This is a genomic window from Acetobacter musti (genome assembly GCF_011516835.1).
Lineage (GTDB): Bacteria > Pseudomonadota > Alphaproteobacteria > Acetobacterales > Acetobacteraceae > Acetobacter > Acetobacter musti.
In genome coordinates this window covers 1-15655 of the sequence record NZ_WOTB01000033.1, presented here as the reverse complement: position 1 = coordinate 15655, position 15655 = coordinate 1, and the positions used below count along the sequence as shown (strand labels likewise).

At 58.0% G+C, this 15655-nt stretch carries 28 protein-coding genes; 4 read left to right on the top strand and 24 right to left on the bottom strand.

The window, feature by feature from the left end; all coding sequences use genetic code 11:
* Positions 1-26: 26 nt before the first annotated feature.
* The 7 genes from GOB93_RS17420 to traA all read right to left on the bottom strand — a co-directional run bounded on the left by GOB93_RS17420 (position 27) and on the right by traA (position 5929).
* Positions 27-1121, bottom strand: coding sequence for a Fic family protein (locus tag GOB93_RS17420; protein ID WP_173584751.1), 1095 nt, complete (start codon positions 1119-1121; stop codon positions 27-29).
* Positions 1122-1236: 115 nt separating this feature from the next.
* The gene (locus GOB93_RS17415; protein WP_173584750.1) at positions 1237-1908 is read right to left on the bottom strand and encodes a DUF6118 family protein; all 672 of its coding nucleotides are present in this window, start codon (positions 1906-1908) and stop codon (positions 1237-1239) included.
* Complete coding sequence (locus GOB93_RS17410) at positions 1908-2045, bottom strand: hypothetical protein (RefSeq protein WP_019088723.1); 138 nt, start codon at positions 2043-2045, stop codon at positions 1908-1910. The genes GOB93_RS17415 and GOB93_RS17410 overlap by 1 nt, the downstream gene beginning before the upstream one ends.
* Positions 2042-2179: a hypothetical protein gene (locus tag GOB93_RS17405; protein WP_026019313.1), complete on the bottom strand. Its 138-nt coding sequence runs from the start codon at positions 2177-2179 to the stop codon at positions 2042-2044. The genes GOB93_RS17410 and GOB93_RS17405 overlap by 4 nt, the downstream gene beginning before the upstream one ends.
* A 25-nt stretch (positions 2180-2204) precedes the next feature.
* Entirely contained in the window at positions 2205-2597 is a 393-nt protein-coding gene (vapC, locus tag GOB93_RS17400; RefSeq protein ID WP_173584749.1) for a type II toxin-antitoxin system VapC family toxin, read from the bottom strand.
* On the bottom strand, positions 2594-2788 hold the full coding sequence (locus tag GOB93_RS17395; protein ID WP_062106147.1) for a type II toxin-antitoxin system VapB family antitoxin: 195 nt from the start codon (positions 2786-2788) through the stop codon (positions 2594-2596). Before GOB93_RS17395 ends, vapC begins: the two co-directional genes overlap by 4 nt.
* A gap of 54 nt (positions 2789-2842) precedes the next feature.
* Entirely contained in the window at positions 2843-5929 is a 3087-nt protein-coding gene (gene traA / locus GOB93_RS17390) for a Ti-type conjugative transfer relaxase TraA (RefSeq protein ID WP_173584748.1), read from the bottom strand.
* A 96-nt stretch (positions 5930-6025) separates the two neighbouring features.
* Here traA and GOB93_RS17385 point away from each other — a divergent pair, with 96 nt between their 5' ends.
* The 4 genes from GOB93_RS17385 (at position 6026) to GOB93_RS17370 (ending at position 7298) form a co-directional block, all read left to right on the top strand.
* The gene (locus tag GOB93_RS17385) at positions 6026-6385 is read left to right on the top strand and encodes a conjugal transfer protein TraD (RefSeq protein ID WP_025439939.1); all 360 of its coding nucleotides are present in this window, start codon (positions 6026-6028) and stop codon (positions 6383-6385) included.
* 64 nt (positions 6386-6449) lie between these two features.
* Positions 6450-6689: a conjugal transfer protein TraD gene (locus GOB93_RS17380; RefSeq protein ID WP_062446221.1), complete on the top strand. Its 240-nt coding sequence runs from the start codon at positions 6450-6452 to the stop codon at positions 6687-6689.
* 103 nt (positions 6690-6792) lie between these two features.
* Positions 6793-7125, top strand: coding sequence for a hypothetical protein (locus GOB93_RS17375; RefSeq protein ID WP_173584747.1), 333 nt, complete (start codon positions 6793-6795; stop codon positions 7123-7125).
* On the top strand, positions 7122-7298 hold the full coding sequence (locus GOB93_RS17370) for a hypothetical protein (protein ID WP_206752619.1): 177 nt from the start codon (positions 7122-7124) through the stop codon (positions 7296-7298). Before GOB93_RS17375 ends, GOB93_RS17370 begins: the two co-directional genes overlap by 4 nt.
* Here GOB93_RS17370 and GOB93_RS17365 read toward each other — a convergent pair.
* The 17 genes from GOB93_RS17365 to GOB93_RS17285 form a co-directional block, all read right to left on the bottom strand.
* Entirely contained in the window at positions 7276-7698 is a 423-nt protein-coding gene (locus tag GOB93_RS17365; protein ID WP_019088717.1) for a type II toxin-antitoxin system VapC family toxin, read from the bottom strand. The two genes, GOB93_RS17370 and GOB93_RS17365, sit on opposite strands and share 23 nt — an antisense overlap.
* Positions 7695-7940: a FitA-like ribbon-helix-helix domain-containing protein gene (locus tag GOB93_RS17360; RefSeq protein WP_019088716.1), complete on the bottom strand. Its 246-nt coding sequence runs from the start codon at positions 7938-7940 to the stop codon at positions 7695-7697. Before GOB93_RS17360 ends, GOB93_RS17365 begins: the two co-directional genes overlap by 4 nt.
* Positions 7941-8134: 194 nt before the next feature.
* Positions 8135-8389, bottom strand: a complete 255-nt coding sequence (locus GOB93_RS17355; protein ID WP_012813384.1) for a hypothetical protein — start codon at positions 8387-8389, stop codon at positions 8135-8137.
* 84 nt (positions 8390-8473) lie between these two features.
* Positions 8474-8650 (bottom strand): CopG family antitoxin, encoded by a 177-nt coding sequence (locus GOB93_RS17350; RefSeq protein WP_173584756.1) that lies wholly within the window; start codon positions 8648-8650, stop codon positions 8474-8476.
* Between the two features lie 36 nt (positions 8651-8686).
* Positions 8687-9073, bottom strand: a complete 387-nt coding sequence (locus tag GOB93_RS17345; protein WP_173584746.1) for a PIN domain-containing protein — start codon at positions 9071-9073, stop codon at positions 8687-8689.
* Positions 9070-9315, bottom strand: coding sequence for a type II toxin-antitoxin system Phd/YefM family antitoxin (locus GOB93_RS17340; RefSeq protein ID WP_173584755.1), 246 nt, complete (start codon positions 9313-9315; stop codon positions 9070-9072). Before GOB93_RS17340 ends, GOB93_RS17345 begins: the two co-directional genes overlap by 4 nt.
* A 123-nt stretch (positions 9316-9438) precedes the next feature.
* On the bottom strand, positions 9439-9834 hold the full coding sequence (locus tag GOB93_RS17335) for a type II toxin-antitoxin system death-on-curing family toxin (RefSeq protein ID WP_173584745.1): 396 nt from the start codon (positions 9832-9834) through the stop codon (positions 9439-9441).
* Positions 9831-10058: an AbrB/MazE/SpoVT family DNA-binding domain-containing protein gene (locus tag GOB93_RS17330; RefSeq protein WP_026019902.1), complete on the bottom strand. Its 228-nt coding sequence runs from the start codon at positions 10056-10058 to the stop codon at positions 9831-9833. Before GOB93_RS17330 ends, GOB93_RS17335 begins: the two co-directional genes overlap by 4 nt.
* A 102-nt stretch (positions 10059-10160) precedes the next feature.
* Entirely contained in the window at positions 10161-10568 is a 408-nt protein-coding gene (locus tag GOB93_RS17325; protein ID WP_062454620.1) for a DUF2442 domain-containing protein, read from the bottom strand.
* A complete protein-coding gene (locus GOB93_RS17320) occupies positions 10558-10695 on the bottom strand; it encodes a DUF4160 domain-containing protein (protein ID WP_338422409.1) in 138 nt (45 codons plus the stop codon). Before GOB93_RS17320 ends, GOB93_RS17325 begins: the two co-directional genes overlap by 11 nt.
* Positions 10696-11667: 972 nt before the next feature.
* Positions 11668-12618, bottom strand: a complete 951-nt coding sequence (locus tag GOB93_RS17315; RefSeq protein WP_173584743.1) for a replication initiator protein A — start codon at positions 12616-12618, stop codon at positions 11668-11670.
* Positions 12615-12935, bottom strand: a complete 321-nt coding sequence (locus GOB93_RS17310; protein WP_198912719.1) for a hypothetical protein — start codon at positions 12933-12935, stop codon at positions 12615-12617. Before GOB93_RS17310 ends, GOB93_RS17315 begins: the two co-directional genes overlap by 4 nt.
* A complete protein-coding gene (locus GOB93_RS17305; protein WP_062247395.1) occupies positions 12932-13585 on the bottom strand; it encodes a ParA family protein in 654 nt (217 codons plus the stop codon). Before GOB93_RS17305 ends, GOB93_RS17310 begins: the two co-directional genes overlap by 4 nt.
* Before the next feature lie 155 nt (positions 13586-13740).
* A complete protein-coding gene (locus GOB93_RS17300) occupies positions 13741-14160 on the bottom strand; it encodes a putative toxin-antitoxin system toxin component, PIN family (RefSeq protein ID WP_173584742.1) in 420 nt (139 codons plus the stop codon).
* 3 nt (positions 14161-14163) lie between these two features.
* The gene (locus GOB93_RS17295) at positions 14164-14418 is read right to left on the bottom strand and encodes a ribbon-helix-helix domain-containing protein (protein WP_173584741.1); all 255 of its coding nucleotides are present in this window, start codon (positions 14416-14418) and stop codon (positions 14164-14166) included.
* A 45-nt stretch (positions 14419-14463) separates the two neighbouring features.
* Positions 14464-15099 (bottom strand): tyrosine-type recombinase/integrase, encoded by a 636-nt coding sequence (locus GOB93_RS17290; RefSeq protein ID WP_173584740.1) that lies wholly within the window; start codon positions 15097-15099, stop codon positions 14464-14466.
* Positions 15096-15392: a WGR domain-containing protein gene (locus tag GOB93_RS17285; protein WP_242010877.1), complete on the bottom strand. Its 297-nt coding sequence runs from the start codon at positions 15390-15392 to the stop codon at positions 15096-15098. The genes GOB93_RS17290 and GOB93_RS17285 overlap by 4 nt, the downstream gene beginning before the upstream one ends.
* Positions 15393-15655: the final 263 nt, after the last annotated feature.

Genomic DNA, 15655 nt, shown 5'->3' with positions numbered 1-15655 from the left:
TACGTTCGAAAAACAGATCATACACTTCATGCGCCACCGGACACCTCCAGGAAGAGGCGGACCAGAGGTGCGTTGATATAATAATTGCTCCGCCCTGAGCGGTGCTTGGACAGCAAGCCTTTCTCTGAGAGCTGGTCGAGGTATTTCCCTGCCGTCTGACGCGCGATGTTCAGATCTGTCTGGACATACTCGATTTTCGTGTAAGGATGCCGAAACAGATTGTTCAGCAGCTCCTGGCTGTAAATTTTGGGCAGTTCCGTCCGCATCCGCTGCTTCATGGTGGCCATCTGCGCCCGCATGCCCTCAATCAGCTCCAGGGTGATCCTGGATGTCTCGGCCACGGCACGCAGCATGTAGAGGATCCACGCTTCCCATGCGCCTTCATCCCGCACCTTCTGTAACAGATGATAATACTCATCTTTGTGGCGAGTGATGTAGCGCGACAGGTAGAGGATCGGGATATCCAGAAGGCCGGTCCGGGTCAGATATAACACGTTCAGGATCCGCCCGACGCGGCCATTCCCATCGGGAAAGGGATGAATGCTCTCAAACTGATGGTGGATCAGAGCCATCTTGATGAGTGGATCCAGGTCACAGAGCCCGTCATCATTCACGAACCGCTCCAGATCCGACATATGCCCGATAATCTCCCGCCCGTCCTGCGGCGGCACAAAAACCACTTCCCCCGTGCGCTCGTTCTTCAAGGCCGTTCCCGGGGTGTTTCGAAACCCATCTTCCCGCTTCTTGAGCCTCTGGAAAATCGCGATCAGCCCCTTGTTCAGGATCAGGCCGTCGGTTTCTTTCAGCTGTCGAAACCCAAGATGCAGGGCATCTCGATACAGGGCGACTTCCTTGGCCGCCACTGAATCCGGCCCCTCGGGAAACAGATCCGCCTGGAAAAGCTCATCCTGGGTGGTGACGATATTCTCGATTTCCGAAGACGCCTTGGCTTCCTGCAAAGCCAACGTATCAATCAGGATCCCCTGATTGGGAATAGTTGCCGCCCGCCCCTTCAGTTCCGCCAGAGCCTTATTGGCCTCGACCAGCGCCCTGAGAACCGGAACCGTTTCTATGTCCGTCTGAGGCGGCAAAGGTCGAATAAGGTAGGTTGGCGTTAACATGACATTCTGACGTGGTAGCAATATATGTTTTTTCTAACACGTCAGGATGATCCGTCAAAGAAATCCGGTTTCTTTGACATGTCATATTCTGCTGTCGGCTTTTATCCCCTGAAGACTATTCCTGCTCTGCCGGAACAATGATGACACAGGGTTTCTGAGTTTTTTCCTGACCCGATGCCGCTTTCTGGCAGGCTGCAATCCTGTCTCTGTTGGCCTCAACCAGCTGGCTGTCCTCACGTACACGTTGCCAGCCTTCAGGATTGCTGACCGCCATCATCATGGCCCCAGAGTTCCAGCGATCTTTCTCCCCAACAATAAAGGATGCCACTCGCGTCCCGACAGAAGATGGCAGGAGATACGCCAGAACAGGCGACAACCCGATCCCTGCAACAAGACATGCAAGACCCACCCCTAACAGCCACCAGTTCTGACGATCCTGCTGACGGGACTGACCAATGATATTGGCAAGAACCCGACGTTCCCCCTGAACCTCACCTATCGCTTTCTGAAACGCTGTCTGCATCTCCTGACTGGCAGAAATCCCGGCCTGACGAATCCCTTGCCCATACGCCTGGGGCGTCATCTTCAGCGTCGGATTGGCCTCGATCGCCTCCATTCGTGCACCGACTGCATTCATGGCCTTCACGACACGGGCCAGATCCTCCGTGTAATCCGGGGGCCGATTGTCCCGCCACGCCTGCGGCAACGCTTCCACGCTGCGCCGGAGTACCGTCATTTCGGCGCACAGGTCCTCAAACGCGCGCGCTGCTGGATCTGTCTCGGACATCAGATATCCCCCCACAGATTGAAAACCCGCACACCAGCCGCCTCGAAAGGCGACACGTCGTGGCTGGCCAGAACACGCTGCTCCGGGACGGGCCTCCTCGTCTCCATGATCACGTTGGTATCAAGCAGCAGGATCATTCGAAGGACATTGCCTCGGCCGGGGTCTGATCGCGGGTCTGCAAGACCGCGATATCCTGATCACGCACACCGGCCTCACGACCGATGGCCCCCAGAAGCGATCCCAGCCGAACGGCCTCTTCTTTTTTCTGCATGTCCTCTCCAGTCACCGCGCCGAAATCAGACAACCCGTTCCAGCCCCAGATGTGTCACAAACGGGTCAAAGTCCCGGTCACTGTAAAGGATCCGATACCCGCTTACGATACATCGTGTGGCAATCAGGGTATCAATGGTTTTCCGGATGGTGATGCCTCTCGCACGCAGGTCACGGAAATATCGTGCCGCCTCGATCATGACATCACGCCCCCCGATCTCGACCAGATCCAGAGCGCCAAGCAGTCTCCGCGCCTTGTTGAAATCCCGTTCGCTCGCAAACCCCTGAAGAACTTCCGTCATCATCAGATCCCCAATGGCGACCAGTTCCTCTCCCAGCAACCGGTCCAGAGCATCAACCTGTGGCGTCACCGTACCCCTGAAAAAATCAATCCAGACCGATGAATCGACCAGAATCATGCGTCGGAACGCATGGCGTCGAGATCGCCGTGCCACTCCAGCCTGCCCTTCATGGAACGCAGTTGCCGCTGCTGATTCAACTTGATCAGCGTCCGCAACCCGAGTTCGACGGCTTCTTTCTTGGTTTTGACGCCAGACGCCTTCAGCGCATCTGTCATGAGGGTATCGTCAATAATGATGTTGGTTCGCATGATGTGTATCTCCAGTGAAAATTATACACATCAACATATCCTCTCTCAAGCAGATTACATCCCCATATCCATACCGCGCGACCTGGACCGCGACAGGGACTGCTCCCTCTGATGAGGATGCAGCCCGTGATCGAGCGTCGATCCCTTCCTAATACCCAGCTCGCGGCTTTTCTCCCGCAGAATGGACTCAAGCTGCGCATCCCGCTTCAGCTCCTTCAGCGCCACACCCTGCTGCTCGCGGCTCATCCCGTCCCACGTCTTCACGAACCGTGCCGCCCGCAATTCCGGGCTCTTTCGCACCCTGTCCTCATGCTCCAGCCCCTCGACCAGCCTGCGCGCCCGTCCCGGACCTTCCAGACCATACAGCGCCTGCCGGATCTCCGGCTGATGCTTCAGCGCCGCCCGCAGATCCGCCTCACCGCCACGCCGGACCCGTTCCAGATCCCGCCCGGCTTCAAACAGCGCCTTCTTCTGATGCTCCAGCACTGGCAGTTCCTGACGCACCATGCGCTCGGCATCCACCCAGGCCCGCGCATACCGCTCCACCACCTGCTGAAGCGGGTCACTCCCCGGCGCAAACCCGTCCAGCCCGGCCGGCACCTGCTCGCGCTGCACACGTGGCAGCCTCAAACCCGCAAAGGGAGAGACAGGAGCCTCACGCTCAACCCCACTCTCCCCCTTTCCGGCCTCAGCCTCCATCCCGGCCGACACGTCTTTTTCCGATGTGAGACGACCCGGCCGCACGGACAGGTCCAGCCCGTCGAACATCCCGCGTTTCTGCTGCGCCGGTGCCGGATCTGACGTACGGACAGCTTCGGCCTGCCTGTCCTGCCGGGGGCCAGAGGCAGCCTTCTCACGCTCCACCACGATCTCGCTCTCGGGGACATGCAGCCCGCGCCGCCGCGCAAACCCGGTATCCCGATCCCGGACCTGCGGGTAATCCAGCGTGGTATCCTTCAGCCGCTCGCGCGACAGCCGCCGCACCAGCCCGTCCCGGTCGCCCACGTCATCCCGGCACCAATGGACGGACACGCTCTCCCGATGCCGCGACAGCGCCACATAGGCCCCGTGCCGGTCCATGCTCCCCGTCGCCAGCACATGCGCTCGGTCCACCGTCACACCCTGCGATTTGTGGATGGTGGCCGCATAGCCATGATCCAGCGCGTCATAATCCGCCACCGACACGGACACGACCCGACCAGTCCCGGCACCGCCTGCTCCGTCAAGCTGCACCGACAGCACCAGATCCCCGGCCTCGGCCGATCCCTCGATCCCCCGCACCGTGCCCAACGTACCGTTCTTCACCCCCAGTTCCCGGTCATTACGCAGGAAGTAGACACGCTCCCTGTCCGCGAACACCCGCTCGCCCTGGGCGGTCGGCACCAGCACGTCGTCACCCAGCTCACCAGCCTCCCGCCGGATCTCCCGCGCCGCCTCGTTCAGCGCCCGCACATCGACACGCCGATGCGCCAGCATGATCTGGCTTTCTTCTGGCGCAGCCTGACGGGCTTCATCCCACCCGGCCACTACCCCGGCCCGCGCCTCTTCCAGCGTGTCATGCCCGCGCACCAGGCCAGCCGCCTCATAGCGATCCAGCGCCTCACCCGTCCGCCCCGTCGCCAGCTCCTTCGTGGCCGCCTGCTGCCAGCCTTCACGCTGCCGGCGCACGGCGGTGATTTCCACAGACCCGACCCGCTCGGCCACCGCCCGGAACGCCCCACCAGCCTCGATCGCCTGCAACTGCTCGGGATCACCCACCAGCACCACCTTGGCCCCGACCTCATGCGCAGCCGACAGCACCCGCTCCATCTGCCGTGACCCCACCATGCCGGCCTCGTCCACCACCAGCACGTCCCCGCGCTCCAGCAGGTCAAACCCACGTTCCCACGCACGCTCCAGGGAGGCCAGCGTCCGGCTTCCGATCCCGGACCCGGCTTCCAGCCCTTCCGCCGCAATCCCCGACAGCGCCGCCCCGCGTACCCGATACCCGGCTGCCTCCCACGCCTCACGGGCGACACCCAGCATGGTGCTCTTCCCCGTCCCGGCATAGCCGACCACGACGGACAGGTCGCGGGACTTCGTGACCTCGCCCACCGCCAGCGCCTGCTCGTCCCCAAGACCGGAATGCTGCATCGCTGCCCGACGCACTGCCAGCGGCACCGCATGACCCTGGGACTGCCCCATCGCGAACGATGCCTCTTCCAGACGCTGCTCGACCCCGGTCATCGCGCGCGTGGAGAACCGCTCCCGCCCCTGTCCGTCTTTCCCGAGCGCGACCAACTCTGGACACGCCTCCACCCGAACCATGACAGCACTGAACTGTTCTGCATCCGCCGTCTGCCGGTCCACGAACCGCGCCAGATCCTGCCGGGTAAATGTGCTCTGCTGCTTGGTCAGCGCCTCCAGAGCGACATGCGGTTCCGCCAGCAACCTCTCGCCATTGCGTCGCGCGATCTCCAGATGGTCAGCCACCCGCTCCGCGTCCTCGCCCCGCTCTTCCCGACGCATGCCGGCCGGACCGATCTTGTTCTGCGGCTCAAGGTCGATCCCCTGTGCCGCGAACGACCGATGATCGATCCGCACATCCAGGTCCAGCTCGGCCAGCCGTTCATTGGCGAGCGACGCCCATCGTTCACGCCACGTCAGCAGGAGTTCCTTGTCGTTCCACGAACGCTCTTTCGCACCAAACCCGTTCTCATCCACAGACCGCGTGGACAGCATCACATGGGCATGAGGCTTCGACTGTCCGTCCTCACCAATATCCCAATGTACATTGAGATCGGCCACCATACCGCGTTCCACGAACTGCTCCCGCACAAAATCCCGTGCCAGCGCGATCCCCTGCGCCTGGGTCATTTCGCGCGGGATTGAAAACTCCACCTCACGGGCAAGCTGGGCATCCTTGCGTTTCTCGATCGCCTCGACCTCATTCCATAGGGTCGCACGGTCGAGAAACCGTTCCGGAGCGCCATCGGGCAGCATGATCTCGGAATGCACCACACCGCTCTTGTTGGAAAAGTCATGATCACGATCCAGACGCACATCATGCAGGCGGCATGCCGCGCGATAGGCCGCCGCTGCCACGGCGCTCCGGCCGGTGGCGCGGCTGATGACCTTTGCATGCAGATGATAGATCGCCATGAACGCGATCCTATCACACTACTTAAGCGCACGTCACGCAGTGACGTATAAGCGCGCACTCACATTTTACTGTGCCACAAGGGTTGATTGCTCTGGATGAGTGACGCGGTTCTCGCCTGTGTGGTAGAGTATGGCACAGACCAGCAGGACAGAGGACCGGAAATGCGCAGGCCACGGGACATTGATGCGGAACTGAAGGCGCTTCAGGAAAAGGCGAAGCAGCTTAAGGCGCAAAGAACCCTCCAGCTCGGTGAACTGGTCGAGGCGACGGGAGCCGATACCCTGTCGATTGAGGCGCTGGCCGGGGTACTTCTTGCGGCTGTCGAACAGGCTGACGGCAAACCCGAAGCCGTCGCGAGGTGGACCGAACGGGGGACAGCGTTCTTTCAGGCCGGCGCAAAAAAGGGCGGCCGGAAAGGAACCGGAAACGATCAGAATGGAGCTTCTGGCGCTTGAAAGAAGGATCAGGAAGCAGACAGCCCTGATCCATCGCCATCAGGCACGAAAGGCACGCACCGACATGCGCGACTGGGCGAAGGCGCGACGGGAACGCACTCATCATCTGATCGAACTGGGCGGCCTGGTCCAGAAGGCGGGACTGGTCGATCTGACCGATGATGACCGCGCCACCCTGCTCGGAGCCTTTCTGGATATTGCGGGGCAGCTTCAGGGGGGAAATGAGACCACCCCGGACGACCTGAAAACACGCTGGAGGCGCGCGGGGCTTCATGCCTTCGACAGGGACAGGGAACATGACTGATTGCAAAACACGATCATCCGAAACGGACAGATTGTAATCTCGGCCACAGAACAATTTGACGGTCTGGAAACTGACCGCCACAAACACTTCAAGAGGATACCTAATGGCTCCAGAATACCCTTCTCCAGAATGGTTTTCTGATACAATCAACCGTCATCGATGGATGTGGAATCTGAATGCCCGGTTCGTTGCACGGGCGGCAAAGCGTATGACCGATACGGATGCCTTGATCTTGCTCAATGAGGCGGTCAATCTGGAAATAGCGGAAACGGCTGCCAACCTCCTTCGGGAAGGTGTGCCAGAAAAAATCGTCGCTGATTTCGTTATAGCTTACAGTCAGACACAACGAGCAGAATTGCTGGATAATGTCTGCGATTACGCATGGCGGATTTCTGCCCCTGTCGCTGCCACGAAACACGAGGCGATGAAGACATGACCATGACGGACCTTTCCGACGAACAGGCTGCCAAAAGGGATGCAATCCGCAAGGCACGCAACAGCACGAAACCCACTGTCCCGGCCGATCAGGTTCTTGCTCTTCTGGACGCCGATCTGGCCCGGATTCAGGCGGCCATTGACGCCCTCCCTACCCCTCGTCCCACGGATTGATGAGGGTGATACCGCAGTTGAGGAAATCACGTGTATTCCGTGTCGCAAGGAATGCGCCACGGGACTGCGTGATGGCCGCGATCTGTGCATCAAACTGACTGATGGGTTCTCCGGCCTGCCGGCGTCGGGAGGCGATCTCAGCATAAACACAGGCCGCCTCTCCGTCGAAAGGCAGGATACGTCCGGAGAAATCCTCTTCGAACATGGCACGGGCAGCTGCGATCAGAAGCTCTCGCCGTCGCCCTTCCGGCAGCAGCGCCAGCCCATACAGGATCTCGGCCTGTGTAATGGTCGTGATGAAGAGGGTCATCATGGACTGGCGGGACATCCAGGTCAGCACCGCCCCGTCAGGCCCGGAGCGCATCAGTTCGGAGAGGATGTTGGTGTCGAGAACGATCACACTCCGAAATCCACGTCCCTGATGGCCTCACGAGACACGGCAGGCAGATCTACCCCGCCCAGCCTGGCAAAACGCTGGTGGATGGCCTGACCGGCATCTACCCCCTGGGACACTTCAGCAGAAAGAGCGGAACGCAGGATATCGCGCACCTCTTCTTCCATAGAACGCCCATGCTGGGCTGCGCGCAGACGAAGCTGCTGCTTGAGACTGTCGTCGATATTGCGGATGGTCATCACGGCCATGGAAACCTCCTGAAAGCAATGACAGCATTGTAGTCATTGACTTCGCAGTTTGCAATCATCAGGTCGGATTGGGGTATTTGGGGGAAGAAACGAAATCCCACACCAAGCTGAAAACGGAAGCGCAGATCCAAACTGACCTGAAAATCCAGACGGAAACAGAACGCGGGAACGATCCCTCATTCCCGCGCTGAAGATTACCAGTAATATTCGTGGGGTCGCCGGGTGCCGGTATACGGAAAGACCGCCTCGACAGGATCGAGGTCGCCCTTGATGATCAGGCGGGCAACATGCCTGTCATGATGACGGCCAGGACGGATATCGTGCAGATGACTGTACCAGTTGGGAGATTCAGAGGCTTCACGTGAGCCTCCATAGCCACAGCGATCCGGCTGGTTGGCCCAGCGATGATTGCGACCGTATTTGCGGCTGTGATGATAGGTGCGAGACATGGGAGCTTCCCCTCCATGACGCGCGGAGTGATTTCCGAGCGTACCTACATCGCCCGATCTCCTCTGTTCTGGTCGGAATATACTTTACCGCGTCTGTGCGACATCGGTCTCCAGCAGGGACGCCGGCAGGCGCATGTTGAGGGCGGCCGCCTTGGGTTCGATCTCAAAGCGCATGGGCTTGAAACCGGACAGGTCATACCGGGTCAGATCGGCGGTCGCGACGAAATCCTCGGCCGCTTCGTCACTGTTCAGCGAAGGCATGGACCTGTTTTTGCTGCTCATAGTGGTCGATCTCCTTCAGACAGCTTCGATCGGGCCGGAATAAGCCTTTACCAGCGGATCATGGGTCAGCAGAAGCAATCCTTCCACCGTGGCCTGTGCCACAAGTATGCGATCAAAAGGATCCCTATGTACATCTGGCAGCTGTCCCACTGCTAGGGCATGCTGGCTGGTGATCGATAACTCCTCATAACCGTTTTCGATCAGACCACGTCGCAACAGATGGGGATCAACCTGAAAGTCTGCACGACCCAGCCCAACCTTGATGGTGACCTCCCAGAGACTGGCAGCGCTGAAGACCAGAACATTGTTCTGATCTTCCATCAGGGTTCTCGCACGCTCTGACAGTTTATCAGGCTCTCCTGCGGCCCAGAGCAGCAGATGGGTATCCAGAAGAAGCCTCACACCTGACCGTCGAACAGAGACACAATGTCGTCCTGTCCCATGCGATCAAAATCCTCGGGTACCCGGATTTTTCCAGCAAGAAATCCCAGACGCCGTTGCTGTAACTCTTCAGGATCCGTAATCGGGCTGACCCGCACCATCGGTCGGCCAGCTTTAGCAATGATGAAGCTTTCCCCTTTCATGGCCGCGTCAATCAGCCGGGACAGATGGGTCTTGGCTTCGTGGATGTTAACTGTGCGCATAGCGAAAGCCCCTGAGTCTACCCAAAAAGACTTAGTCATATTAGTCTGGTCTATCAAGGCAAATATCGCCAGGACCACCTCAGGAAACGAAAAAAGCACGTCCATCGCGTTCTTCGCCTACCGTCATACCCTTTCGGATGCGACATTCGCGGTCAGGAATGCCGCATAACCCGGTTCGTCCATCTGACCTGCTGCCAGCGCGAGAACCGCATTCGCAGCATCTTCCTGGGCTGCCGTGAAACGATAGCCGTTCAGTTCCAGAAACAGCACACCGAGCACAAAGCCCGTACGCTTGTTCCCGTCGATGAAAGGATGGTTTTTGACGATACCCGCCGTATAGACGGCCGCCAGATGCACTGGATCCAGCGGATCCGCATAAGCCGCATGCTGCTGTGGCCGGGCAAGCGCGGATTTCAGAAGACCTGCATCCCGTACGCCGGAAGCGCCACCATGCACCCCCAACAGCCGATCATGCAGGATCAGGGCTTCGCGTTCGTCTATCCAGACGAAGACTGTCATTGGGCCAGAACATGCAGCGTATCACGGTAACGCCGCATAATATCCTCAGCCTTCGCCATTTTTGTTTCGAAGTCGGGATCATAGGGCACGAGCCGATATCCGCCGTCTGGTGCTTCGGTCAGATACAGGGGCGCACCGTCTTGGGTATTCAGCCGTGAGATCACTTCCTTGGGCAGTACTACCCCGAGTGAGTTTCCGAATTTTCGCACTTTCAGCTCGACCATAGTGAATCCCCTTTATGTTATTACCAATGTAATAACTTTTTGCGGTTTCAGCAACCACCATGCTTATCGGCCTGTCTAGCTCACAGTGATCAGTAGTCCTTCTTACGCGACGTTTCTGGGCCGACCGCCTTTCGCACCATTCCGGCGTGCAGCCGCCACCTTTGCCTGGCTGGCGGATGATCCGCCCACACGTCCCATCTGTGCCGCCATCCAGCTTCGGGAACCGTAGATACCGTGGATCAGACCTTCGACCAGGACATCAGCATCAAGACGGGGCCAGTGAAGGCCATTACCCAGCGGGGTAATCTCGATCTCAGCCAGATCATTCAGGGAAGCGCCCTGCAAATCCTGTAACAGATCCACCGGTACGCTCATTTCAACACCGTTGGAGAGCGTGACATGAAGAGCGCGGCGCGCACGGATCAACCGTGCGGAGACCGCATGAGGAACTGTCGCTCTATGAAGCGCGTCTGCTTCACGAGCAGCCTGATAGTTCACGTTATTCGCCATGTATCTTCTCCCATGCTTCCGCCGGCATCTCAGCGTGGTCCTGCACGATGACAAGGGCTTCCTGTATAGCCTTATCCTTCATGCCACCTGCCCGTATCAGGCGGGCTTTCCTGCCAATTTCAATCACCGCTTCTCCATCCGCGCTTATGACGTGAACGTGCATTGGGCACATGATCTGCCGTGTAAATCACGACACGAAATCCATTGATGCGTAGAAGCGTCGGCATAATGCACCATATCCCTAACGCTTGGGTTTTTCAATCAGAACCATCCCGCTGAAAGTCAGGAGGAGGATATCTGGACGGACGAACAGGAAATGGCCAGCCTATCAATCCCCGGCAAGGCCAGCAGAGCGCCCTGAGAGGCCGCACAAAGCGCAATCCCCGTTACCGCCTACAAACTAGCCACCACACGCGGTAATGCCTGTACGGCCACCCTATGGTGTCTGATGGGCATGCTGCGACACGTGAGCTGCTGAATGATCGCCTGAACACCGGTGCGTCTTGAGCAGATTACGGTCTTGCCCGGTTCTTCTGGTGTTGCAGGCGTCGGGCGAGCGCGGAGCGGGAGCCCCGTAGGGCGCTGAAGGCGCCGACGCGGGAGGGGAAGGTACTGGTAGAGGGACGATGTGGGAACGCATCGTCAGATTATGATTTCGCGCCGTAGGCGCGTCTGTTTAGCGCAGCCCTGAAAGGGCGAGCAGGGGGATGCCGGGTGGGAGATCGCGCGAAGCGCGATCGGGGCGGCCGTAGGCCGCGAGCCGGCGGGGGCGTAGCTCCCAAGAGGCGGTGCCTTTTTTGTTAAGAATTTTGTTAAAATATATAGTTAAGAGAGTTAAGCACTAAAAAACCTATGAAAAAACGATTGATAACAGTCTGTTACGGTTATGGGTGGTGGGTGAAACCACGTGTTTGGGTGGGTGAAACCACGATGCTTGGGTGGGTGAAACCACGATGCTTGGGTGGGTGAAACCACGACAGTTGACCATACTTATCCACAGGAAAACGCAGCATTCCCTATAGCTTGAGTGGTTTCGAGTCGTAGTAACTCTCATTTTGACTACAGAGAGAACTCATTGGGTGGGTGAAACCACGATAGTTTAACGAGGCCGCCCTCGTGACAAACGATCCATCAACCCATCCACCTCTTCAGCACGCCGACGATCTGCTTCTACGCGCTCTCTTTCTTTTTCGAGCTTCCTATGCAGCTCAGTCGCTGCCTCAATACCTCGCAACTGAAACATCACTGCCGGTGTACCTTCAACAGTCTGAGTCAACGACATAGTGTAATCAGGAAGTTGGTCTGCTTCGATGATCTTCCGCAGCATACGATTAAATTCTTTAGGCTGCGCATCGCTACCTGTTTTTTCATGCAGCACCTCGACACGGCATATCCACCCACCTCTCTGCTGACCAGCATGTTTACGTGCGATCCGATAGAGGGCCCGCTCTAATCCACCAGATAAAAGAAAATAATCCTGATGCATTGTCAGCAAGGATCGCTCACTTACAATGCCTTCATAAACCCAGTTTGATAGGGTGATCGTCATTCCACGCGGCTGATCTGTGTCTGGATCTACTTCCAGCGTCCATCCATCCAGCCATCCAAACTGAGCCTCATTACGGCGCTTAGGTGCCCGTAATGATGTACGGATGGATGTTGTTTCTAGACGCGAAAGAGCAGCTTGCAATTCCTGATAAGCACGTCCTCCTGTTCCCCGTCGAATGCCGCGCAACAAATCATAGGTTGTTGTTGTAAGCGTTCGCGGAAGATCATTGACCCCCTGCTCTTTCATCCGATTCAATACGGAAGCAGCCCACACAAGAATGTCGGCATCCCATATTGTCGCCATGCCATAAGCTGGCATGGCTTCAACTTTCACCCATGCTTCGCCATTTGGACTGCGATATTCAATTGGCTTAAGACGTTTACGTTTCTGAAGTGAGAAAAATGGCCGCTCCATCACTTCCCGCTGATCTTTCAACGGAAGATCATTCATTAACGGAATAAAAAAGTCGAACTCGGGGTTCGGATCACGCCGTTTACTCATGGTGCAAACCTAGTGTGCCCTCGCTGCACCAGATATTGGCGCAATAAACGCTCGGTAATGACCGTCAAAGGTTCTCCACCTTCCTCTACACTCAACTGACGGAGTGTACGGTGCATATCCTCTGGGATATGGATCAAAACCGGTTTTTTTCCAGGATGACTATTTTTCTTGCGTGGCGAAGGTGCGTTCCCATCAAGACGTGATCGGGTAGTAGCCTCTTTAGGCACATTTTCCACTACAACCGTCGGAGATACAGGGGCACTTTCTTCCTCAAAAATGCCGGCTAATGCCGATGCTTTCTTGGGTTTCACCATCATACTATCTCGCTTAATGGTTTATTCGCATAACCGCTTAGTCGCTTAGCCTCAGCATAAGCAGAGCGTAGTTCAGCTGCGGCCTTACCATCTGGATCCAATTCGGCAGCAGTTTTCCCAATCGGTGTTGCTCTATAAAAATCCTTACGAAAATGAAGTTCTGTATCGAACATAGTGACGCCTTTAGCGATGAAGCCCGCTCGAGCATCTTTCCCTTCTGAACCTTGGTAAGGAACCTGGGTGAGGATCACAGCAAAAGGTGTTCCTGCTTGCTGAACCTGCTTTATGGTTTGCAGCACAGAATGAACATCCAACCCACGCGGAGCGACTGGGATCACTACAAAGTCAGCTTGTTCTGCCGCCAACATAGCAATGTCTTTTGAGTTTGCTGGCGTATCAATGATGATGAGATCCAGCTTTCCACTCTTACGTCCTCGCGAAACATGCAAAGGCAATCCTGCAACACTGCTATCTTTCACCATTACGTCATCAGCCTCTCGTCTCTCAGACCAATAGAGAGCTGATCCTTGCCGATCGTCAGCATCAAGAATCACAACCGCTGCGCCTTCACTGGCGGCTTCGACAGCAAAAGCCGTTGCAATCGTCGTTTTCGACTGCCCACCTTTCTGCGCAATCACGGCCCAAGTCTGCATGATGTCTCCTACTAAGCGACTATGCTTTTTATATAGCTTATTCGTTTAATAGCAAACAACTTTAATCGCATAGTCGCTTAGTTGCATATTCGCTTAGAATTTATATCGCATCCTAATGCACTCGGCTTCTGCTGGGATAGAACCATCAGCCTCACTCACGGCATGATCCCCTGCATGACCAGAAATGCTCTTACTGTGATGATCTTCACACCATCATAGACCCGCAGGTCCAGAATATCGCGCTTGTCGCCCGTTAACAAAAAATCGGCTTTCCCAGCAGATGCCATCGCCAAAAGATAATCGTCATCCGGATCCGGAGGGGCTGCCACAGCAGGAAGATCTACAATGAGAACAGCTAAATCCCGGACTTCATTGACCAGACGGCCGGCGAGGGTGGGCGGCAGACGGGAACGGATCTTGGGATACCGGGTCACGCGCCGCAACTCATCTAGCTGTTCGGTCGAAGTCAGTAACTCGCATTGTCCTGCCTGCCATAGCCCGAGCAGATACGCTGGCAGGGATTTTTTAAAAAGCAGGGCACTGATGAGAAGATTGGTCTTGGTGGCCAGACGCACGCTTTAGCTGGACTTGTCTGTTGCCAGCGTGGCGGTCACGGCCTCACCGATCAGGTCCTCCAGCGCGTCCGGCTCCATATCTGCGAACCCACTCCGGGCTTCCGCCATCGTCCTGTCGAACACACGCCAGCGCACCGCCTCCTCGATGAAGCGCGACAGGTCGCCTTTCTTCATGCCTTGCTGCACCAGGAAACCACGTACGGCGATATCGGTTTCGCGGGAGACCGAAACCGTCCAGCGGACCATATCAGTCGACATGTCGGTGCTTATACGCTTGTTGTGATTTCCCTTTCGCAAAATGCATTACCCCCACATTTTCCGTGCGATATCCTGCTCCTCGGCGCCGACGGCATCGGCGTAGATGGCGGTGGTGGAGAGCTGGGCGTGGCCGAGCCATTTCTGCACCATGTTGAGGGGGATGCCGCTGGAGACGGCGGCGACGCCGAAGGCATGGCGCAGGCCCTTGGGGGACGCGGCCGGGCCGGACAGGCCGGCGGCGGCCATGACCGCATGCACCGCCCGCCAACCGGTCATGCGGGACCAGGGCCACAGCCGGGCGGCCGCTCCACGGCCCCGCCGGCGCTGGGCCTCGCGGATGCCATGTACCAGGTCCAGGGCCTCGAGCAGGGAGGGGGGCACCGGCACGGCGCGATAGATCCCGTCCTGGCGCTTCTTGAGCGTGGCGAACACCAGCACGCCGCCGGCCAGGTCCACCCGGTCCGCCGTGAGGGCGAGGGCCTCGGACAGGCGGCAGCCCGACCAGGCCAGGGTCATGCACAGCGTGCGGGCCTCGCGCGGCGCCTGCTCGGCCGCACGCAGGAACCGCGCCCGCTCGGCAACCGTGAGGTATTTGCGGCTCCCGTCGCGGTCGAACAGCTGCATCCCGCCGGGGGCGCCTGCCGGGGTCGTCCGCTGTCCCGGTTTTGGGGGGCCGCTCATCCGGCCGGCCTGTCGCGGTAGCCCCGCCGGCGCTTGGCCCGGAGCTGGCGGACGAGGGCGTCGAGCGCCTGCCCGGCATCATGATGCAGTTCGCAGACCTGCCGGCCAGCCGTCCCGATCCGCCCCCACTGCCGCACCAGGGCGGTTCCGCCGAACAGGTCAGGCTGCAGCGACAGATGGTAGAAGCGCCAGCAGTTGGCGGCCGGGTCCACGCGCACCAGCGCCGCCGTTTCGGGAAACAGCGACAGCTGGCAAGGTGGCCGGACAGGGGCCTTCGGGGCAGGTCTGGGCATGATGTCCTGAAAAGTGTAACACATCTCCCCCGCCCCGGACAGGAAAACCGCTGCAATCGCGGGACAGGCCGGCCGGTTTCAGGCCCGTCCTGTTACACTATTGCCCATAGTGTATCACGTCAGAAGTCTGATGCCCCTGAGACTTGGAGGGATCGACGCGGAAATCTCACAGAAGGGTTGTACATCGGGTTAGATTATGAAAAAGTCTGTTTTGCACAAAAGAATTTTTCATAAGCAATAAACGAACCCGATGCAGACAGAGT